We start from the raw sequence: 21,656 nt of genomic DNA on the forward strand, positions 1-21,656 counted from the left end.
AAACTCCCTGCCTAGTCGTTCTCAGCCCGCTTTGGCTGCCCAGCGGCGCCTACCGCCCGGCGAACCTTCGCAACCTGTTCGGCGCTCACCGCCGGAGCGTGATTACCCCAGCTCGAACGCACGAAGGTCAGCACGTCGGCCACGTCCCGATCGGTCAGACGATCGTCGAAGCCAGGCATGCCGTAGTGCGTCGGCGCCGTCCGGGTCGATGGCATCTGCCCGCCAAGCAGGACGAGGTGGATCAACGACGTAGGGTCTGCCGTATTGATCGTCGTGCTTTGCGCAAGCTTCGGGAACGTTCCGCCATACCCATTGCCGGTTGTGCGATGACAGGCGGCACAATTGTCGAGGAAGGTCAGTGCACCGTTACCCCTGCCGGAACCGGTACGCAGCGCCTTGGCGGCCGAATCGTCGTAGACCATTGCCTTCTGGCCCGCGGCGACCGGCGCCAGCGTCTTCAGATAGCGCGCAATAGCGGTGAGGTCGGCATCGCTCATGTGCTGCGTGCTGTCCTCGACCACCTCCGCCATACCCCCGAACGCGGCCGAATGAGCGGTGCGCCCGCTCTTCAGGAGCTCAACAATCTCCGCCTCGCTCCAGCTTCCCAGACCGTCGTTTGCATCGCCACGCAGGCTCTTCGCGAGGTATCCGTCAATCACGCCGCCCGACAAAAACCATTTGCCGTCGTCCGTCAGCGACCTCTCCTGCAGCGTGACAGCACGAGGCGTGTGGCAGGCGCTGCAGTGCGCGAGACCTTCCACCAGATACTTGCCGCGCAGGACCGGATCGTTCGAAGCGGACAACTCGTCCGTCACGACAGGTGGCGCGTACATCATGCGCCAGAACGACAGCGGCCAGCGCGTCGACAGCGGCCACGGAATGTCCGCCGCCTTGTTCGCCTGCGGGGCCGGTTGCACGCCGTACATGAAATAGGCGTACAGCGCCTTCACGTCGGACGGCTTGACCTTGGCGTACGACACGTAGGGCATGGCCGGATACAGCGTCACGCCGTTCTTCGCGATGCCGCGGCGCAGCGCCTTGTCGAAGTCCTCGAGCGTGTAGTTGCCGATACCCGTGTCCTTGTCTGGCGTGATGTTCGTCGAATAGATCTTGCCGATTGGCGAAGCGATTCCCAGACCGCCGGCAAAGGGCTTGCCACCTTTGGCCGTGTGACAGGCGATACAGTCGCCTGCGCTCGCGAGATACTGGCCTTGCTGAACCAGTTGCCGCTGGTCTGCCGGAATGCCGGCGACGACAGTGACCGCAGCACCGGCGACCGGGGTCGAAGCGAGGTTGTCCGCGAACGCATAACCCGCCCATGCGGCGCCGGCGATCATCGACGACACCAACGCCACCTGGAGATGTTTTTTCGTTGTCATGGTCGTCCCCTTACGCCTGCACCAGCGGACCCGCGTTCTTCAGGTATTGCTCGCGGATTGCCTTGGCGGAGTGGTAAGCAAGAGCGGCGACCAGCCCGGTCGGGTTGTAACCCATGTTCTGCGGGAAGGCGGAGGCCCCCATCACGAAGACATTCGAAACGTCCCAGCTCTGCAGATACTTGTTGACCACGCTGTTTTGCGGCGACGAGCCCATGACCGCGCCGCCCGTCGTGTGAGTGGATTGGTAGAGGCGCGTGTCGTAATGCTGGCCCTTCTTGCGAACGCCCACGAAATACTTTTCCGGATTCATTGCCTTCGCGACTTCTTCCATTCGCTTGCCCATGTATCCGAGCATGTCGTATTCGTTGTCGTGCCAGTCGAAGGTCATGCGCAGCAGCGGCAGGCCGTAGGCGTCCCGGTAGGTCGGATCGAGGTCCAGGCAAGCGTCCCGATACGACATCACGGAACCTGCAATACCGATGGTCATATAACGCTGATAGGCATCCGTCACGCCCTCTTTCCACTTGCTGCCCCAGTTCGGCGTGCCCGGAACGGTCGGCGTGGTCTTGATGGGGCGGCCGCCGTAGCGTATGTGGCGGATGCTCGCGCCACCCACGAAGCCCAGCGGACCGTGGTCGAACTGGTCGCCATTGAGGTCGTCCATGCCCACACCGCCCGCGCCCGTACCGATGAACGGATTGAGCTGCGTACCCTTGGGCAGCAGCACGTTGACCCCGCCGTTCATCTGATACGCGTAGTTCCTGCCGACCACACCCTCCCCGGTCTTCGGGTCATACGGCTTGCCGATGCCCGAGAGCAGCAGCAGGCGAACGTTATGCATCTGGAACGCGGCGATGATCACCAGATCGGCCGGTTGTTCGACTTCGCGGCCTTGCGCATCGATATACGTCACGCCGGTCGCCTTCTTCTTGTCGGCGTCGAGCAGGACCTTCGTCACATACGAATGGGGACGCAGTTCGAAATTCGGCTTCTTGAGCAGGACCGGCAAAATGGTGGTCTGCGGAGAAGCCTTTGAATACATGTAGCAGCCATAGCCTTCGCAGAAGCCGCAGAAGTTGCACGGGCCGAGACGCACGCCATAGGGGTTCGTATAAGGCGCCGAGGTGTTTGCCGCCGGCGCCGGATACGGATGGAAACCGGCTTCCTTCGCTGCCTTCCCGAATAGCTGGGCGCCGTATGAATTCTGCAGCGCGGGAGTCGGGAATTCGCTCGTGCGTTTGCCCTCGAGCGGGTTGCCGCCCGGCTGGATCGCGCCGTTCAGGTTGCCGGCTGTGCCCGAGGTGCCGAACACCTTTTCGGCGAAGTCGAAGTGCGGCTCGAGTTCGTCATAGGTGACGCCGAAGTCCTGGATATTCATGCCTTCCGGGATGAACTTCTTGCCATAACGCTCTTCATAGCGGGTACGCAACTGCAGTTCCTCGGGCAGAACGCGGTAGTGCATGCCGTTCCAGTGAAAGCCCGCGCCGCCCACGCCATTCCCCAGCAAGAAAGAGCCTTGTTGACGGTACGGCACGGCCAGGTCGTCGACGCCGTGACGGATCGTGACCGTCTCGCGCGCGAGGTCCTGGAATAGTTTTCCGCGCACCGAATACGTGAGTTCGTCGATCACTTTCGGGTACTCGGCGTCCGTCGGCGTATCGCGCATCGCACCCCGTTCAAGCGCGACGACGTTCAGGCCCGCCTCGGTCAACTCTTGCCCGAGGATGGCCCCGGTCCAGCCGAAGCCTACGATGACACAGTCGACCTTGTTCTTCTTGATTGCCATTCATCAACCCCGCTTACCATCGATCGAAACCGGCCCATACGGGTACTTGACGCCTGGCTGATCGATCCAGTCCATGAAGTCCGCGCGTGCACCCGGGAAGCCGACCATCTTCCAACCCACCATGCCTTTGTTGCCGCCATGAATCGGGTCAGCGAAAAAACCTTCCTTGGTGTTGGAAAGTAGATAGCCGAAGAAGGTGCGGGCCGGGACGGTATCGAATTCGATCTTCGCGTGCTCCAGGTCACCGAGCACCTTCTCCTGGGCGGACTTGTCTAGCTGAGCGAAGGTCTTGCCGGCGTAGTTCTTCGTGCACCAGTCGTCGCAGGCCTTGATGCCGTGACGATAGATATCGCGCGGCGCAAGGCTCAACTGGTAGCCCAGCTCGGGCGGCTGGTCTGGATGGAAAGGCCCCTGCATGTACCAGAGCTTGCCATGACCGAACGGGGTTTCCATCTGACGGTCGATGAACTCGGGCACGCCGGCCTTGATCGCGCCGGGACCGAATGCATCTTCCGGAATGAGCAGGTCGACCGCGGCGTTGATAAAGGTCCACTCGGAGCCAGTGAAGTAAGTGGGCTGATAGGCTGCGTCGGCCGTTCCGGCTGCGCCTGCGGCCGGCCCAGACTGGCTGCTGCATGCGGATTGCGTAAGCGTCGCCCCGGACGCGACAGTTGCGGCGGGCACGATGGCGAGCACCTGCCTCAAAAAACGACGACGCGGCACCTTGTCATCGGACATGAAGGCTTTCTCCTTGGTTGAGGTAATCGGGCCGCGCGAACGGGAGGGCTCGTGATGCTCACGCGCAGGGGTGCGGTCTGGAATAGCGTGCGGGACGGGAAGCCGTGAGCAGGCGTCCGGCTATGACGCGATGAAAGCGTCACGGCCGGATCGACCCGGTGCTCCGGCGCGACAACTCGTCAAGCGCGCAACTTGAACGAGCCGGCGGTTTCCGCCAACGCTTGTGCCTGGTCCTCCAGCGAGCGCGCAGCGGCCGCAGCCTGCTCGACAAGGGCGGCATTCTGCTGGGTGGCTTGGTCCATGTTGTTGACCGCGACGCTGACCTGGCTCAGGCCGTGACTTTGCTCCTTCGACGCTGCCGTGATCTCGGCCATGATGACGTTCACATGACCCACGGCCTCGATGATTTCGTTCATGGTGTCGCCGGCCTGGTTCACCAGCGTCGCACCTGCATCGATGCGCGAAGTCGAGTTGACGATCAGCTCCTTGATCTCCTTGGCCGCAGCGGAAGAGCGTTGCGCGAGTGTGCGGACCTCGCCCGCCACGACGGCGAAGCCGCGTCCCTGCTCACCCGCTCGTGCAGCTTCGACCGCCGCGTTGAGCGCAAGAATATTGGTCTGGAAGGCGATGCCTTCGATCATCGCCGTGATCTCGGAAATAGCTGACGAGCTCTGGCTGATCTCGGTCATCGTCGTCACGGCACTCGATACGACCTGGTGCCCCTTGCGCGCGATTTCCGAAGCTGACGACGACAACGCGCTGGCACGTTCAGCGTTCTCGGCATTCTGGCTCACCGTGCTCGACAATTGCTCGGCGCTCGAAGCCGTTTCTTCGAGCGAGGCGGCCTGCGCCTCGGTGCGGGCCGAAAGATCCGCGTTGCCCGCCGCGATCTCGCGCGTTGCCGTAGCAATCGCACCGCTGCCCTCACGCAGCGAGACCACGATGCGGGTAAGACTCTGTTGCATGCTCACCAGCCCTTGCAGCATGCGCCCCATCTCATCATGCGAACGGACCTCGATTTGACCGCTGAGGTCGCCTTCCGCGATCTGCTCGAAATGCGCCACCGCTTCGTTCACCGGGCCAAGAATCGCGCGGCGCAGCATGTACCAGCTTCCAAGCGCTGCGAGCATGCCGACCACGATCGCAAGGATACTGCCCGTGAGAAACAGGCGGTATGCGGACTCGGATGCCTCATACGCGGCTTTGGTCTGGTTGAACTGGTAGGTCTTGAGCGCATTGGCCGCGACCTGCATGCTCGTATAGACCTTCCCGACGTTGAACAAGCGCTTCAGGATCTCATCCCGATCGCCACGCACGGTGGCCTCGCGCAATTGGTCCAGTTCCTGTTCGGTCGTGTCATATTCCTTGGCGACAGTGGCTACGAGCTGGTCCTCGCCGGCATCGCGCGGCAATGCGAGGTATTGCTTCCACGCTTGATCCGCAGCAGCCTTGACCTCCTTTTCCTTCCCGTACATGTTGATTGCGTCTTCCGAGCCGGGATTGATTGCAGCCCTATCCAACGAAGTACGCTGCCGGCCGACCATGATCGTCATTTCGCCTACCGCGATCGACTTGGGCAGTTGTTCCGAGTAGGTCCGGCGGTTCGCGTCATTGCTCGCAGTCATACCGGCGATGCCAAATCCTCCGGTACCAAGCAGTAGAACGCCAAGAAAAGCCATCGCAAGGCCAATGCGGCCGTTAATGGACAAACGGTGAGAGAGCATCGTGATTTCCTGGAATGAAGCGGGGACCCTGAGGCGCCCCATTGACGGAGGCAGCGCGTCGCGCGCACGTAAGCACTTACGGCAGTTCGCGGGGATTCTTGAGTTTTTCGAAACAATTCGAGCGATTCTGGTTGGACAGTCCGTTACACGGCATTACGGAAACTACCGGCAGCAGCCGTCACCTGTCGTCTCAGATCGGAATCCCAATGGCATGCGCAAACTGCGCTTCGCCCCGCACACGGCTTGACGCACAGCCAATCCCGTTCAGGCACATTTCGATGATCCACGGAGCGCTTCCACGTACCGGGCGCACCGGGTTTTGTGACAAAAATATTAACGCCGCAACATCCTGGATCGTGGCGATCGGCAAGATCAGTTGCGGCGCGAAACCGAATACCTCCCAGGCTGAAGGGGACGCTTCACTCGCCCCCGCAGTGTTGCGACCTTACACTCGCTTCCTCCTGGTCTTATTCGGGGGCTGGAGCACGACCGTGTCTTCGGGTCCCAACGCGCGCCCGTCTTGGGAGCGAAGCTCCAGCTTTCGGACTGGAAGGCCCTTCTTCCTGTCCACAAGAAGCACGTGGGCCTCGTCCGGTTCGAAAAAGAAATCCTCTCCCCATTGCCTGAGCGCAACGAGCAGCGGGAACAGACCGCGTCCCTTCGCCGTGAGCACGTACTCCTGATAGGCGCTACCGTCGGAAGCAGGAACGGTGTCCATGATGCCGTGAGCCACAAGGTTGCGCAGGCGGACTGACAAGATGTTTTTCGCAAGCCCCAGATTCTTCTGAAACTCCCCGAACCGGCTCAGGCCGTCGAAGGCGTCGCGGACAATCAGCAATGACCACCAGTCGCCGATCGCGTCCAGCGGTCTGGCAACACCGCAAAGAGAGTCTTGGTGGGTAGTTCGTTTGACCATCGCTATTTCCTGTTTGCTCTTTGCTCGCCTGTTAGTCGCACCGGGGCATGCGTCGTAGTCACCGTTTCGGCGTGTGGTTGCAATATAAAACCTGCTCTGCTATAAATCAACTGGTTGCAAGTTGCAACAAGTCGCTATGGCTAAGCGCTGCTTCTTCTTTAAAAGGAGACATTTCATGACCCAATCCACCGACACGTTTGACGAAACTTTCCCCTACGCGCCGCGGTTCACCGACGCTCCAGGTTTTCGCATGCATTACGTCGATGAAGGGCCATCAGACGGGCAAGTCGTACTGTGTCTTCACGGCGAGCCGACATGGGGTTATCTGTTCAGGAATTTGATTGCCGCGCTAGGCGAAACATATCGAGTCGTCGCTCCCGACCATATGGGTTTTGGCAAGAGCGACACACCGCAAGACCGCAGTTACTGGTTGCAAGACCACATCGATAATCTCGAGCGCTTCGTGCTGGCGCTGGACCTGCGGGGTATCACGCTTGTTATGCACGATTTCGGCGGACCGGTTGGCATGGGCCTGGCGTCGCGACATCCGGACCGTATCCGGCGAGTCATCACCACCAACGGACCCACGCCATTTGGGCAGCCCACGCTAATCGACCGGGTGACCGAGAATGCCCGGATTTCGCCTTGGTTTCAGTGGATACAGAAAGCTGAGTCCGACGGGCGTCTCGATGCCGTGCTTGGCGAACTCGGCTTCAACATTCTGAGCACATTGAAGCTCAACGGTTTCCAGGATCACGCGCTGATCAGCGACACCTGGTTGCGTGCCTATGGATCGCGTTTCGCGAGACCGGCCGACTGCGCCGGTGCAATAGGCTGGGCGAGGGGCTTCGCCATTGACGCGCACCGTTTTGAAGTGCCTGACGCGGCAGCCATGCGCGCGATTCGGTCCAGGCCTGCTCTGGCGATCTGGGGGATGGCCGATCGCACCCTGCATGCCGAGCATTTCCTGCCGCTCTTCAGCGAGTTGTTTCCTCAGGCCCCGATACACAGGTTGGCCGGGGTTGGCCACTACAGCCTCGAAGACGCGCCTAAAACAATCGCCGCACAGATCACGCCATTCCTGCAGCAAACCTGACACGAGGATCTTGCGTCCAGCGCCCGGTCAGCTTTCGAGGTATCGCTCCACCAGGGTCAGGATTGCCTTCGACTGGTACCCCTTGGCCAGCAAGCGTAGTTGGTCGGCGAACGGACGATAGCGTTCATCGAGCTCAGCTACCCTTCCCGCCCACTGCACGATGTCGCGCATGTTTCCCGATCGAGCCAGGTGACGCAGGCGTTCCATATCTTGCTGCGGCGGCACAACCAGTGGCCTGACCTCCTTGTCTTCCTCAGAGAGCGCTGCTTGCGGCTCATAAGTCCAACTGAGTTTCAAGAGAGCTGCGATCTGAGTCAGGAGCTGGTCCAAATCGATCGGTTTAGGGACGAAGGCATTCGCTCCGGCTGCCAGACTCTTCTGTTCGTCGCTGCCGGACACGCTGGCGGACATCACAATGATCGGCACTTCACCGAGGCCCGGTAGTTGCCGCAGGCGGCGCGTAGCTTCGAGCCCGTCCAACCCGGGCATCACGAGGTCCATCAAAATCCAGTCGGGCCGCGTGGTCCGGGCCTTAACCAGCGCGTCAAAGCCGTTGACCGCCTCGACGACGGCAAAGCCGAGCTGGCTCACCATGTCGACCGCCATGGCGCGATTCTCCGCGACATCGTCGACCACCAGGACCTTCTTGCGCGGACCCGCGTAGCCGGTCACGAACCGTTCGGGCAGCGCCGTCATCCCGGTCTCGATCACCGGTACCTCCAGCTCGAACCAGAAGGTGCTGCCCACGCCGATCTGGCTCGTGACGTGGATGTCGCTGCTCATCAGCCGCACGAACTGCCGGCTGATGGCAAGGCCCAAGCCGGCTCCGCCCAGCCGCCGCTGCGGGTCGTTCACCTGTTCGAAGGGCTGGAAGATCGTTTCCAGCTGGTCAGCACCGACACCGATCCCCGTGTCGTGCACCTCGAAGCGCAACCGCCCGGGTGGCGAAAAGCACACGCGCAGGCTCACCCAGCCCTGATCGGTGAACTTGACCGCATTGGCTAGCAGGTTCAAAAGGACCTGGCGCAACCGGCTCTCGTCGGCGCGGATTCCCTGGGGCAGTGTCGGCGCGAAGTCACAGACGAAATCAAGGCCCTTCTGCCGCGCTCTAACGTCGATGATCTCCGCAATGATGCGCAGGAATTTGGCCAGCGCGATGTCGGTAAGGCTGAGCTCCAGCTTGCCCGCTTCGATCTTGGCGAAATCAAGGATATCGTCGATCAGCGTCAACAACTGCTCGCCGCTATGCTGGATCACGTTCAGACCTTCGCTTCGGCGTTGGTCCAGCGTCGCATCCCGCCGCAGTATTTGCGCGTAGCCGAGGATACCGTTTAGCGGCGTGCGCAACTCGTGACTGATGTTGGCCAGGAACACATTCTTGGCCTGATTGGCCGCTTCGGCTACCCGTCGCGCGGCGCGTTCCGCCTCGGCCTCCCTGCGTTCAGTCAGGTCGAGCACGAAGGCGACGCCATTTTCCTGCGAGCCTTCCAATAAGGCGCCGCCGACCAGAACCGGGATGCGACGGCCATCCTTGCGGATATATTCCTTCTCATAGGGCTGGCAAGTCCCGGCCCGCCTAAGTACTTCCATCGCCCGGGCATCCGCGGCACGATATTCCGGTGGCGTCATGCGCGGCCATTGGATCAGGCCGGACAACAGATCCTGGCGGGAGTAACCGACGATCTGCAGAAATGCGTCGTTCGCCTCGGTGGCGGTACCGGCAAAGTCCCAGAAGAACAGCCCGATGATGTTGGAGTCGACGATCCGCCGGATGCGTGCATCCCGCTCACGCAGCGCCTCCTCGGCCCGCTTGCGCTCGCTATTCTCCTGCTGCAGATCGGCATAGAGCAGTGCGTTCTCCAGCGAGATCGCCGCCTGGGACGCCAACAGTTCCAGCACGGTCACGCGCTCCGGCGTGAACGCGTGAGTGGCCAGATTGTTCTCCAGATACAACAGGCCGATCAACGCGGAACGTCGCATGAGCGGCAGGCACAACACCGACTTCGGCTGTCGGCGGGCCACATAGTCGTCTGCCGAAAAGGGGTTCGCCTGCGTCGCATCGGCCAACAGCACCCGCTCCTGGCAGCGCCGCACGTAATTGACGATCGAGGTCGGCCACGCCGGCCCGGGCAACGCCGGTCCGGGCAACACCGGTTCGCGTAAAACCGGTTCCGGTAGCGTCGGTTCGGCCAGCGCCCGATCCAGGTGCCGGCGCACGCGAATCGTCTGTTGCTCCACGCTCGCTTCGGCCGCGAGGACCAGGCTCCCATTGCGTGCGAGCAGCAGCTGGCCGGTCTGCGCGCCGGCATTTTCGAGCAGAATGTGCATCAGCGTGTCGACCAGGTCCTCCAGCACGATTTGGCCCGAGATTGCCTGCGAGGCCTTGGCCACTGACAGCAGATCCAGTTGCTCCACGTTGCCGGGCGACGTGGCGGATCGTGAAGCCGACGATGAAGCCGATGGTGCGCGCAGTGGCGGCGTGCGCTCATCGATCTGCCGGACCTTGCCGTGCGCGCCCCAGCGTGCAAAGCAACCGCGCGCTTCGTCAAGATGGGCACGGGCGGCAGTCGTGGACCCGCGGGCGACATAAAATCCCGCGGCCAACTCATGCGCGATGCCTTCGTTCTGGACGAAGCCATGCTCGCGGGCCGCTTGAATCGCCTCTTCGTACAGACGCATGGCGTCGGCGTCTCGACCTTCGACGCGCGCGATCTCAGCCGACACCAGGGCGTGCTTGTCGCCGAACGTCGGCGGATAGTTTTCAGCCCACTCGCGCAGTTGTTCGCAGTGCACTGTCAGCAGATCGCGCCATCCGGCTTGTTCGTCGACGGACGCGTTCTCATAGAGCGCGGCCACCGTCAGCGCGGTGTAGTAAAAATAGTCGAGGCACGGAATGTGGCCAACTAAGGACGGCAGCATCGGTTCCGCTTGTTGGAAGGCAGCAAACGCTGCTGTGTAGTCGCCCGCCAGGAACCGCGCTTGCAGTTTGAGGATCCAGTACCCGCAGACCACCGCCCTTATTCGCTCTCCCGTCCATTGCGCCTCGAACGCCGCCTCGTCGAACTGCGCATCGCTGAAGGTGGAGAAGGTCGCGGTCCGGCCTTGCATCGTCGCGATGAAGCGTTGCTGGGTCACGATAAGGTCCGCGACATCGCGGTACCGGGCCTTGCGCACAAAGTCCAGGCCCTGCTCCGACTCGCCCCACACCCTGTCGAGCGGATCATTGCGCACCAGGCTTTCTGCAATGATGTGCAGCATGCTGTAGCAAGCGAAGGTCAGATCCCCCGTCTCGATCGCGCTGCGAAAGGCCGCCCGATTGCAATCGATGGCGTTCGCGATCGGCTGCGTCCAGACGGCAACTTGTCCCATTGCATAGTGAACCTTGGCCTGATAGGCAAGGAAGCCATGCTTCTCGACCAGGTCGCATCCGAGCTTGGCAAAAAGATACCCCTCGCTGTAACGGTGAAACACCGGACCGAGGACGAAACCGAGAAAGCCACAGGCGTGCGCGGACGCGCCGGTCATGCCGTGCTGCAGGCTGACGTTCACCATTCTGCACAGGTGCAGGCAAAACAAATGGAAATCGGTAAAGTAGGCGGCGTCGAACAGGGCCGAGAGCAGACGCATCGCGGCCTGCAGTTCCGGATCGCTCATCAGCGGCAGGTCGATCAGACTCTCGATCGGGCGCCCCGCCAGGTTGCGCCAGACCGTTTCGTATTCGGCCTGAACCTGCTCCCGGGTCGGGTGTGCCGGGAAGTCGATGCCGAACAGCCGAAGGCACGCAAGCACGCTGTCGACGGCCTGCGGGTTCTCGGACCTCACGATATGTAACTGGACCTTCAGGTGGTAGACGGCCGCCTGGTCGACTTTCGACGCAGCGCGCCGCAATAGCTCCTCGATCAGTGACTCGGCCAGGTCGATGCGCCCGTTGAGGAACTCGCACTCCGCGCGTTCGAGCCACAGGCTGAACACGAGTCCATACTGGCCGCTCCAGTCGCTGTCATCGAGCAAGGCCATGCCCGCCGCCAGATACACGCACGCCGACGCATAGGCCGCCGAGGCCTTGGCCCGGTGCCCGGCACGCAGGTTGAGCGCCGCCACTTGCGCTTTCTCGTCGCGCTCGATGAGCAGTGCCGCGCCCCGATTGAACTGGTTCGCGAGATCGAACACATGCTCGGCGAGTTCGTCCGCCGTCATACTCGCCAACAGCGCACGGCCGATGCGCAGGTGGACTTCGACACGCGACGCTTGCGGAATCAGGGAATAAGCGGCCTGCTGAATCCGGTCGTGCAGGAACTTGCCGCGGCCGTCGGTGTGCACGATCAAACGTTCGCGCACCGCCGCCGCGAGCCCTTGCTCAACCTCAGCCTCGCTGAGGCGCTGCCGCGCCGGGGCCTCTGAATGCGCGCTGACCAGCCCGAGATGGCGCAGGTCGAATGTGTTGCCCAGGCAAGCGGCCAACTGCAGCGCGTGCTGCGCCGGCACCGGCAGTTGACGTAACTTTCCCACCATCAGGTCGACGACGTTGTCGGCGAAGTCCTTCGCCTTGATCTGATCCAGGTCCCACTGCCAGGCCCGGTGTTGCGCGTCATGCCGCAACAAGCCCTCCTTGTGCAGCGCATCCAGGAATTGGATAAAGAAGAACGGGTTACCCTCGGTGCGCTCACAGACCAGTTGCGAAAGCGACTCGCAGGATGCGGGTGGTGCATGGAGCGCGTCGGCCACGAGCTGGTTCAGATGCACGGCCGATGGCGGCATGAGCGGGAGGTCCATCACCGGTGCGCCACTGCGGCGGATCGTCTGGAGGCTGGTTATCAGCGGATGCGCCGCGCTCACTTCGTTATCGCGGTAAGCACCGATCAGCAGCAGATAGCGCGTCTCCGGGTGAGTGAGCAGATGCTCGATCAGCGCGAGGCTGGCCGCATCTATCCACTGCAGGTCGTCCAGGAAAAGGACTAGCGGATGGTCCTCGCTCGTGAACGCCGTCACGAATTGGCGGAAGACCATGCGGAACCGATTTTGCGTCTCCGTCGGCGGCAGCGCCGGGACGAGCGATTGCGGGCCGATGATGATCTCGACCTGGGGCAGCACATCGACAATGAGCTGACCATTGATGCCGACCGCGGCCTGGATCTGTTGCCGCCAGCCGGCGATGCGCGCCTCGCTTTCGGCCAGCAGTTGCCGCACCAGTTCGCGAAACGCTTGCGTCATGGTGGCGTACGGAATATCGCGCTGGTACTGATCGAACTTGCCGGCCGCGAAATAGCCATGCTTCACGACAATCGGCTTGCGCAACGCGTCGACCAGTGACGACTTGCCGATGCCCGAGTACCCGGAGACGGTCGCCAGCGCCGCCTGGCCGGTTGCCGCCGTGCGCTCGAAGGCGTCGAGCAGCTGCTCTACTTCAGGGCCGCGCCCGTAAAGTTTGTGCGGGACATGAAAGCGTTCCGGGACATCTTCCGTACCGAGCGGGAACGGCTCGATCCGGCCCAAGGCCTGCCATTGCGCCAGACACCGGTCGAGATCGGCCTGCAGCCCACACGCACTTTGGTAGCGGTCTTCCGGCAGCTTGGCCAATAACTTCATCACGATATCCGACACCGGTTGCGGCACTTCGGGCGCGAACTCACCCGGCGGTGCCGGCGTGCGGGCAATATGGCAATGCGTCCATTCCAGCGGATCGTTCGCCTGAAAAGGCAGTTGGCCAGTCAGCATCCGATAGAGCAACACGCCCATCGAATAGCAATCGGTCCGGTAATCCACCGGACGATTCATGCGGCCCGTTTGCTCGGGGGACACATAAGCCCAATCGCCCACGGGTACGGCGGTGCCCTCCGGCGAGAAGGTGCTGGATTGCTGGGCCGTCGCCATACTGAAGTCCACCAGCAGAACCTCCCCGGTCGCTGGCGCGACCAGGATATTGGCAGGCCGGATATCCCGATGGATGACCTGCGCGGCATCGATACCCGCCAACGCATCGGCCAGGTGGCGGCCAATGCGCAGGAAGACCACCAGGTCCATGCGCAGGTCACGACCCAAAACGGCTTCGAGGGACTCGCCTGAGAAGGCTTCCAGAACCAGCGCCAGGTCTCCGCGTTCATCGACCAGCGCGAGCGGTTTGGCAATGCCTGCGACATTCAACGATTGCAGCAGCAGGTGCTCGCGTCTTAAACGAGCTAATTGGGCTGCGTCGGCCGGTTGCGCAGGGAGCTTCAACAGCACCGGCATCCCATCCGTCAAGCGGCGGCCACGGTAGAGGTCCGAGCCCGCTGTCGCGCAGATCCGCTCAAGGATCTGACAGTTCGCGATGGTCATTGCCTCCCCTTTGTCCCGCCAGCGACTTGCCTGACACGTGTACGTTGTAATTCCGTTATTGCTTAAAACACAGGCCCGGATGCGTGTGGGTGCGTGTTAACTTCAGTCATTACTTCGTGATCCGCAACGCCTAGCCGACTAGTTTACCCGGTCACAATAAGACGCAGGTCTTGCTGCGGTCGCTGGTTTGCAAGGCCATCGGCGATACGCCGATGCAGTGGCACTACCTGACGCGTCCGACGGCCGCTCCCGCATCGTGGCCGCGGCGCTTCACGCTTTCGCCACTTCAGGCTTCGCGGGATCGAGCCCGCGACAGATCGGCGAGCATGCTGCTACTCCATCAGTGGTTCCGTCGCATCAAGAATGGTGAATCGAGCAAAGGCCATATGCAAAGGATTACTTATGAAGATAACGAATAAAACGGCTGGATGATCGCCCATGGGGGAACGCTGTCTATCAAGGACGGCGCTGGACACCAAAAACGATCATTCGCCCAGTCTGACATTTTCGAGTCGTTTGCCCTTCAACTCCGACTAACCCGGCGCGCGACCTCGTCGCGTTTTTCCCGAAGCGGCTAAAGCATTGACTCAGCGGCGCCGACTCCAGCGCATTCGCTTTGCCTGAAAATCGCCGATTGCCCCTCACTTTTTCGATGTAAAATACTGTACATCCATACAGCTCTTCACATCATGTCCGATTCCAGCACCGGCACAGTCAGTTCTGACAGGTCGGTTGTCCCGTGTCCGGGAGCGCGCCAGTGACAGCTACGCGGCGCATTGCGCATCTGGACATGGACGCGTTCTACGCTTCTGTCGAACTCCTCCGCTACCCCGAGCTGCGCGGTCAGCCAGTGGTGATCGGCGGCGGCAGGAACGCCACGCCCGACACGCTCGCCGACGGCACCCGGCGCTTCAAACGGCTGCGCGATTACGCGGGTCGTGGGGTTGTCACGACCTCGACCTACGAAGCCCGTGCGCTTGGTGTGTTTTCCGCAATGGGCATGATGAAAGCCGCGCAACTCGCGCCGGACGCAATCCTCCTTCCCACCGACTTCGATTCGTACCGGCACTATTCGCGCCTCTTCAAGGAGGCGGTGGCCACCTTCACCACGCAGATCGAGAACCGCGGCATCGATGAAATCTACATCGACCTGAGCGACTTGCCGGGCGACCCCGCCGAAACCGCCGCGCGTATCAAGCAGGCCGTGCGCGATGCCACCGCGCTGTCGTGTTCGATCAGCGTCGCGCCGAACAAGCTGCTGGCGAAGATCGGATCTGAACTCGATAAACCCGACGGCCTGACGATCCTAACCGCCGCCGACGTGCCGCCGCGAATCTGGCCACTGCCTGTGCGCAAGGTGAATGGCATCGGGCCGAAGGCGACTGAAAAACTGGCGGCGATCGGCATCGAAACAGTCGGCGATCTGGCGCGCGCCGACCTCGAGCTACTGCAGGCGAATTTTGGCCGGACGTATTCGGCGTGGCTTGTGGAAGTGGCCCAGGGTGTCGATGAACGGCCCGTCGTGGTCAGTTCCGAGCCGAAGTCGATGAGCCGCGAAACCACCTTCGAGCGCGACCTGCATCCGCGGCAGGATCGCGGAGAACTCTCGGCCGCGTTTACCGACCTGTGCACGCGAGTCGCGGATGACCTGCGGCGCAAGGGCTACGAAGGCCGCACGGTCGGCATCAAGCTGCGTTACAACGACTTCAGCACGGTCACGCGCGACCTGACGGTCCCGCTGCCGACTGCCGATGCAGCAGAGATACGCCGTGCCGCAACCGAATGCCTGAAGCGTGTACCGCTGGACCGGCGGCTGCGTTTGCTCGGCGTGCGCGTGACTGCCTTGCTGCCGGCGGGGTCGTATATCGCTGAGCCGCAGTCGGTTCAGGGCGAACTGCCGTTCGCGCCGGACTAGCCGGCGGGCTCTCCAAAGAAAGGAATCGTCGTGTTTCAAAGCGATTTGTTCGAAGCCACGCCGCTGGCTCTTGTCGACGATGCCGAGAGCGGGATTCGTTACCTGCCCGACATGGTGCCGCAAGCCACTGCACAAGCCTGGTTCGAGCTGGCGCTGGCTAACGTGACGTGGGGCAATCAGCGTCGTTTGATGTACGAACGCGAGGTCGATGTGCCGCGCCTGATGGCGCATTTTTCGCTGGACGCTCCTGACCTGCCGGAGCCTTTGATGGAAGCCGCCGAGCAAGTGCGCTCGATTGCGGGTGCCCCTTTCAACAGCGTCGGCTTGAATCTATATCGCGATGGCAACGACAGCGTCGCGCCCCATAACGACAAGACACAAGGACTCGTGCAGAAAGCGCCCATCGCAATCCTGTCGCTGGGTGCAACCCGTCGAATGACAATCCGCGCAAAGTCGGGCAAGGGCCGCACGCTCAATGTGGATCTGCATCCGGGCAGCGTGATCGTGATGAGCTACGCATCGCAATTTACGCACAACCACGGGATACCGAAGATGTGCGGCGTCGAGGGGCCGCGCCTCAGCCTGGCGTTTCGATGCGTCGATCTGCAACGCCTGCACACCCGCGTCAAGAACGCGACAAAGCCCCTCGTTTCAGCTTCGAATCCATAGCGGCTATTTTGTGGGCCGAATACCTCGGCTTCCTGATGATATTGCGGGATGACACAGGGTCAGCGCACCCTCGCTAGCCCCTCCTTCCTATGAAAGCAATTTGTCAGCTTAAACACGCCCATCGATCACGCCGATAACGCGATCGCACGCAACAAAACCCCCATGACTTGTTTACTTAACTTGACCTTCGAGTTTAATTTCAATATAAATGCGAACGCGAATCGATCTCATTAAATATTACTTATTGAAAGGTCACACCAGTCGCCAGCGCGCCGTTGAGCCTTCCGATTCGCGTTCGCGCTTGTCGTTTTCTTAATCGGGGTTTGTTCATGAGTTGCAGTAAACGTGCGCGCAAGATTTCATTGCTCCACAGAAAGACCTTGCTCGCTAACGCAGTGTTGGCCATCGGCATGGCGGGGGCGTCGGTATCGCCGGCAAGAGCAGACGACACAAACGACGCGGCAGCCGCCACGACCTCGACTAACGCAACCGCCTCAACCACGCCCGACGCGCCACAACTTGCGCCCGTCAAGGTCTCGGGAAAGAAGGAACAGGGTTTTGCGCCCGTATCGATCGAAACGGGGCCGTATCGAGGACTCGACGCGCTTGATGTGCCCGCAACGGTGAACGTGGTGACGCGCGAGGTCATGGACGCGCAGGGCGACACCGGCCTGTACGACGCGTTGCGCAACGTGGCGGGCGTCACGCGCCAGCAGTTGAGCGGCCTCGCCTACGACAATCTCTCGGTCCGCGGCATTCCCCTCGACAATCGCGCGAGCTATTACTTCAACGGCGTATTGCCCATCGACAACAACATCTGGATGCCGATGGAAGACAAGGAGCGCGTTGAAGTGCTGAAGGGTGCGTCCGCGCTGTACTACGGCTTCGCAGTCCCGGCCGGCATCGTGAATATGGTGACCAAACGCGCCGGTTCGGAACCGGTGACCAGCGTCTCGGTACTCGGCGACTCCAACGGTTCCTACGGCACTCATGTCGACATCGCCCGGCGTTTTGGCGCCAACGATCAGTTCGGCGTTCGCGTCAACGCGATGGATGAACACGTCGAAACACCGATCGACGGCGACCGCGGTTATCGCAAGTTCATCAGCGCCGCGCTCGACTGGCGCGTGAACAGCAAGCTCAAACTCCAGTACGACTTCGAACACATTGAAAGCAGCATCGTCGAACAGGCCGGCATTGTCCCGTTGACAGCGAAGAACGGTGTCATCTCGCTGCCGGGTCTGCCTGATCCGACCAAGTTGCTGGTCAGCGCCAGCAAACCCACGAGCGCAAGCGCGAACACGCAGTTGCTGCGTGCGGATTACGCGCTTTCAGAGAACTGGACCGCCACGTTCAGCGCCGGTCAGTCGATCACCCGGCGTGACAGATGGGCGTGGGTCTTCCAGAAATATAACGTCGCGACCGGTGCCGGAACCCTGCAGGCGAGCGAACAGAATGGTCAGATGTACGAGAATAAAATCGTCCGCCTGGAAGTGAATGGCCAGTTCAAGACGGGGTCGATCGGCCACGACATCACGGCCGGTGTCTCACAAGGCTGGCTGTTCCAGCCGGACTTCACGACGTACTACTTCACCGCGAGCCAGAACCTCTACAACCCGATCGACATCTCCAAGCTGACATCCAGCGGCACACCTAAGCAATTCTATGCGCAACACGTGCGCAATAGCGGCGCTTACTTGTACGACCGGATCGACCTGACGTCGAAGTGGCAATTCGTGGCCGGTGTGCGCAGGTCCGAGTACATGAGTTCGCAAGCCGGCACGCCCAGCTCCGACATCAGTCACACGTCGCCATCGGGTAGCCTGATCTATCGCCTGGCACCGAATACCAGCGTCTACGCGAGCTATGTGGAAGCGCTTGAATCTGCCGGAAGCGCGCCCACCACCGCAGACAACGCGAACCAGATATTGCCCGCGGCCGTCAGCAAGCAGGAAGAAATCGGCATTCGCACGCGCCTTGCCAACAACACGCTGGTCTCGCTCGCCCTGTTCAATATCCGGCAGCCTTCCGCCAATACCAACAGCGACAACGTCTATGTGATGGACGGCAACGCGCGGTATCGCGGTGTCGAGTTTTCTGTGCAGGGCGACCTCACCAGGGATATTTCACTGACCGGTTCGACGGTCTATCTGGACGCGAAACAACTCGACTCCTCTGACTCGACGCTGCTCGGCAAGACCCCCGAAAACACGCCGCACCTGACCGCGAGTCTTTTCGCTGAATACCGTGTGCCGGTGGTGGCAGGACTGTCGTTCAACGCCGGGATGTATTACATCGGCCCACGTCCGGTCAATAGCGCAGACCAGGCTTATATCGGCGGTTACACGCTGTTCTCGGCGGGCGCGCGTTACACCACGCGCGTGTACGGCAAACGCGTGTCGGTCCAGGCAAATCTCGAGAACGCGGCTAACAAGCGTTACTGGAGTGCAGCCGGTTCGAATCAGCTCGGCGTGGGTCTTGCCCGCACGCTCGAACTGAGTTCGACCCTGGAGTTTTGACCCCCTCCTTCTCACCCGGCTCATCGCCAGCCGCTAAACCATCACTCGACGGACCGACCCCATGACGATGCAAGCAACTCAACTCGAAGCGACACCGGGTCGATTGGCACAACCCCGGGAAGTGAGCACGAAATCGCGCTCTCGTCGCGCGACGTTCCTCAAGTGGCTGCGCAAGATACACAGTTGGGTCGGATTGTGGGGGGCGGTGCTGGGTTTATTGTTCGGCGTGACCGGCATCCTCCAGAACCATCGCGCGACCATGAAGATTCGCGTCGGCGGTCCGGTCGTATCGACTGTGCATGTTGCGCTTCCCGACCCCGCCCCCAAGTCGCCGAAGGAGCTTGCGGCCTATCTGCGGACCGAGCTGAAACTGGATCGCGCCGCAGAGCGGACCACGCGTGAACCTGCCAAGCCGGTGACGTGGGGAGATCAGTCGGTGATTCAGCCGGAACATTGGGAAATCCGTTTTATCGCGCCGGACTATCTCGTCAGCGCCGACTTCTGGAAAGGCGGGAATTCCGTGAGCGTCGAACGCCGCGATCAAGGTTTGATGAACACGCTCGAAGGTTTGCATCGCGCTAGCGGCGCGCGCGTGGGGTGGATCTTGCTCGCGGATTCGTTCGCGGGAAGCATGATCCTGCTGTCTCTCACTGGCGTGGTGTTATGGACGGGATTGAATCGCCGCAGGACCGTGGGTGCTTCCATTCTTATCGTTTCGCTGATGGCTGCCGTCGTGCTCGCGGCACAGTCGCTCTGAAGCGTGCAACGCTTGAGAGACTTGAAAGACTTGAGGCGTGTCGCGGTATTTTCGTTTGTCCTGCACCGGCAAGAAGGTTTGCCGGTGCAGGACAGGTCTCTAGCTAGTTAAAACGCTTCCCAATCTGCGGCCCCGGCCAATGCAACCGGCTTCGACTTCTCGCCGGTCAGCGCCGGCCTTTTGAGCTGTGCGGGCACAACAGCGACGCTCGCCGCGACAGCCCGTTTCTTCGGCACGGCCAACACATGATGCACCGCTGCGCGCGCCGGTTTCACGCTCAACGGCGCCTTGACTGTTTCCAAACCGCCGTCATTCAATTGGAACACCGACACCGCCGCCTTCAACGCACCCGCCTGGTTCTCGAGCGATTGCGCTGCGGCCGCGGCTTCCTCCACGAGCGCCGCGTTTTGCTGGGTCACTTCATCCATTTGCGTGATTGCTCGCGCGACTTGATCAATGCCGCTGCTCTGCTCTTCGGAGGCCGCCGCGATCTCGCCCATGATGTCGGTCACGCGCTGCACCGCGCCGATGATCTCCGACATCGTGCGGCCCGCGTCGCCCACCAGCGTCGTGCCGGTCTGGACGCGTGCGACTGAAGTATTGATCAGGTCCTTGATCTCCTTCGCTGCCGCCGACGAGCGTTGCGCAAGGCTGCGAACCTCTGCGGCCACGACCGCAAAACCACGCCCTTGTTCGCCGGCACGCGCCGCTTCAACCGCTGCGTTCAGCGCGAGAATATTGGTCTGGAACGCAATGCCTTCGATGATCGTGATGATGTCGGCGATCTTCGTCGAACTCTGGTTGATATCGCCCATGGTAACGACCACTTGCGAGACGACCGAGCTGCCCTTGTTCGCGATGTCCGATGCGTTGGCAGCCAGCGAGCTTGCCTGACGCGCGTTCTCCGCGTTCTGTTTCACGGTACCGGTCAGTTCGTCCATGCTCGACGCCGTTTCCTGCAGCGCTGAAGCTTGTTCTTCCGTGCGCGATGACAAATCGATATTGCCCGCCGCGATCTGCTTGGTCGCCGATGCAATGGATTCGCTGCCCGAACGCACCGTGCGCACCGTGCTGACAAGGCTTGCCTGCATCTTCGCCAGGCCTGCGAGCAGCTGGCCCATCTCGTCGCGCGACGTGACGATCAACTCGCGGCGAAGATCGCCGGCGGCGATTGCATCGAACTGCGCGAGCGCTTCATCGAGCGGACGTCCGATCGAACGACGCAGCGAGAACCACGAGAAAATAGCGGCCACGAGGCCGACCAGAATAGAAGCAATGCTGATAATGCGGAACTGGCCGAAGGTTTCCTGCGAGCTGTCATAGTCGCTCTTGGCAGAATCGAATTGATACTTGCGAAGCGCTTCGCCAAACCCGGCCAACTCGTTGAATGCAACCTGCATGGCTTCCGCGGAAGCGACGATTTTATCCGCGTCGTTCGCCCTGATATTGGCATAACCGTCGTCCATCAGCTTCTGGAGTTCGAGACGCTTGGCTTGAAAGGACTCAGCCAGCCTGTGTTCGTCCGGACCCTGGGGCAACGCGGCGTAGGTCGCCCACTCCTTGTCGGCGCGAGTACGCATCAAGGCGCCCCGTCCAATAGCGGTTTCCGCACCGGGTTTGCCGACGAGCAAGGCCGCACGATCGAAGCTGAGCCGCTCCCGGGCGGTGAACATTTCCGCGTTGCCAGCCGCGACCGCGCCAGGCATCTGGTCCGTGAAGAGGCCCCGAGTCGTGTCGTTGCCGCGGCTCATTCCCCAGAGCCCCAGTCCGCCGACCACGATGAGCAATAGACCCAGAAGTGCCATGGCGACGCCAAGGCGGCCTTTAATCGTCGAAAACATG

General features: G+C 61.5%; 12 protein-coding genes. 5 read left to right on the forward strand and 7 right to left on the reverse strand.

Annotated elements, in window-relative coordinates; genetic code table 11:
- Positions 1 to 11: 11 nt before the first annotated feature.
- The 5 genes from EOS_RS11985 to EOS_RS12010 all read right to left on the reverse strand — a co-directional run bounded on the left by EOS_RS11985 (position 12) and on the right by EOS_RS12010 (position 6,543).
- Positions 12 to 1,379: a c-type cytochrome gene (locus EOS_RS11985; RefSeq protein WP_047846859.1), complete on the reverse strand. Its 1,368-nt coding sequence runs from the start codon at positions 1,377 to 1,379 to the stop codon at positions 12 to 14.
- A gap of 10 nt (positions 1,380 to 1,389) precedes the next feature.
- The gene (locus EOS_RS11990; RefSeq protein ID WP_047846860.1) at positions 1,390 to 3,165 is read right to left on the reverse strand and encodes a GMC family oxidoreductase; all 1,776 of its coding nucleotides are present in this window, start codon (positions 3,163 to 3,165) and stop codon (positions 1,390 to 1,392) included.
- A gap of 3 nt (positions 3,166 to 3,168) precedes the next feature.
- Positions 3,169 to 3,903 carry a gluconate 2-dehydrogenase subunit 3 family protein gene (locus tag EOS_RS11995; protein ID WP_047846861.1) on the reverse strand — a complete coding sequence of 245 codons (735 nt, stop codon included), beginning with the start codon at positions 3,901 to 3,903 and terminating at the stop codon, positions 3,169 to 3,171.
- A gap of 179 nt (positions 3,904 to 4,082) precedes the next feature.
- Entirely contained in the window at positions 4,083 to 5,627 is a 1,545-nt protein-coding gene (locus EOS_RS12000) for a methyl-accepting chemotaxis protein (protein ID WP_047846862.1), read from the reverse strand.
- A gap of 445 nt (positions 5,628 to 6,072) precedes the next feature.
- Complete coding sequence (locus EOS_RS12010; RefSeq protein WP_047846864.1) at positions 6,073 to 6,543, reverse strand: winged helix-turn-helix transcriptional regulator; 471 nt, start codon at positions 6,541 to 6,543, stop codon at positions 6,073 to 6,075.
- A gap of 175 nt (positions 6,544 to 6,718) precedes the next feature.
- On the opposite strand from EOS_RS12010, the gene EOS_RS12015 reads away from it, so the two are divergent.
- On the forward strand, positions 6,719 to 7,639 hold the full coding sequence (locus EOS_RS12015) for an alpha/beta fold hydrolase (RefSeq protein WP_047846865.1): 921 nt from the start codon (positions 6,719 to 6,721) through the stop codon (positions 7,637 to 7,639).
- Positions 7,640 to 7,666: 27 nt separating this feature from the next.
- Here EOS_RS12015 and EOS_RS12020 read toward each other — a convergent pair whose 3' ends face one another.
- Positions 7,667 to 13,954 carry an AAA family ATPase gene (locus tag EOS_RS12020; protein WP_063779074.1) on the reverse strand — a complete coding sequence of 2,096 codons (6,288 nt, stop codon included), beginning with the start codon at positions 13,952 to 13,954 and terminating at the stop codon, positions 7,667 to 7,669.
- A 757-nt stretch (positions 13,955 to 14,711) separates the two neighbouring features.
- Here EOS_RS12020 and dinB point away from each other — a divergent pair.
- The 4 genes from dinB to EOS_RS12045 all read left to right on the forward strand — a co-directional run bounded on the left by dinB (position 14,712) and on the right by EOS_RS12045 (position 19,814).
- Complete coding sequence (dinB, locus tag EOS_RS12030; RefSeq protein WP_075645315.1) at positions 14,712 to 15,869, forward strand: DNA polymerase IV; 1,158 nt, start codon at positions 14,712 to 14,714, stop codon at positions 15,867 to 15,869.
- A 30-nt stretch (positions 15,870 to 15,899) separates the two neighbouring features.
- Positions 15,900 to 16,538 (forward strand): alpha-ketoglutarate-dependent dioxygenase AlkB family protein, encoded by a 639-nt coding sequence (locus EOS_RS12035; protein WP_063779075.1) that lies wholly within the window; start codon positions 15,900 to 15,902, stop codon positions 16,536 to 16,538.
- A 329-nt stretch (positions 16,539 to 16,867) separates the two neighbouring features.
- Positions 16,868 to 19,057, forward strand: a complete 2,190-nt coding sequence (locus EOS_RS12040; protein ID WP_053063847.1) for a TonB-dependent siderophore receptor — start codon at positions 16,868 to 16,870, stop codon at positions 19,055 to 19,057.
- 61 nt (positions 19,058 to 19,118) lie between these two features.
- The gene (locus EOS_RS12045) at positions 19,119 to 19,814 is read left to right on the forward strand and encodes a PepSY-associated TM helix domain-containing protein (RefSeq protein WP_200908636.1); all 696 of its coding nucleotides are present in this window, start codon (positions 19,119 to 19,121) and stop codon (positions 19,812 to 19,814) included.
- A 107-nt stretch (positions 19,815 to 19,921) separates the two neighbouring features.
- Here the strand turns inward: EOS_RS12045 and EOS_RS12050 are convergent, their stop codons facing one another.
- Positions 19,922 to 21,655: a methyl-accepting chemotaxis protein gene (locus EOS_RS12050; protein ID WP_075645316.1), complete on the reverse strand. Its 1,734-nt coding sequence runs from the start codon at positions 21,653 to 21,655 to the stop codon at positions 19,922 to 19,924.
- Position 21,656: the final 1 nt, after the last annotated feature.

This window comes from Caballeronia mineralivorans PML1(12), assembly GCF_001028175.1.
Lineage (GTDB): Bacteria > Pseudomonadota > Gammaproteobacteria > Burkholderiales > Burkholderiaceae > Caballeronia > Caballeronia mineralivorans.

Bases quoted from the DNA above. Each gene is read 5' to 3' on its own strand.
- EOS_RS11990 (WP_047846860.1), bottom strand. From the start codon at position 3,165: ATGGCAATCAAGAAGAACAAGGTCGACTGTGTCATCGTAGGCTTCGGC.
- EOS_RS12020 (WP_063779074.1), bottom strand. From the start codon at position 13,954: ATGACCATCGCGAACTGTCAGATCCTTGAGCGGATCTGCGCGACAGCG.
- EOS_RS12040 (WP_053063847.1), top strand. From the start codon at position 16,868: ATGAGTTGCAGTAAACGTGCGCGCAAGATTTCATTGCTCCACAGAAAG.
- EOS_RS12000 (WP_047846862.1), bottom strand. From the start codon at position 5,627: ATGCTCTCTCACCGTTTGTCCATTAACGGCCGCATTGGCCTTGCGATG.
- EOS_RS12050 (WP_075645316.1), bottom strand. From the start codon at position 21,655: ATGTTTTCGACGATTAAAGGCCGCCTTGGCGTCGCCATGGCACTTCTG.
- EOS_RS12010 (WP_047846864.1), bottom strand. From the start codon at position 6,543: ATGGTCAAACGAACTACCCACCAAGACTCTCTTTGCGGTGTTGCCAGA.
- EOS_RS12045 (WP_200908636.1), top strand. From the start codon at position 19,119: ATGACGATGCAAGCAACTCAACTCGAAGCGACACCGGGTCGATTGGCA.
- EOS_RS11995 (WP_047846861.1), bottom strand. From the start codon at position 3,903: ATGTCCGATGACAAGGTGCCGCGTCGTCGTTTTTTGAGGCAGGTGCTC.
- EOS_RS12015 (WP_047846865.1), top strand. From the start codon at position 6,719: ATGACCCAATCCACCGACACGTTTGACGAAACTTTCCCCTACGCGCCG.
- EOS_RS11985 (WP_047846859.1), bottom strand. From the start codon at position 1,379: ATGACAACGAAAAAACATCTCCAGGTGGCGTTGGTGTCGTCGATGATC.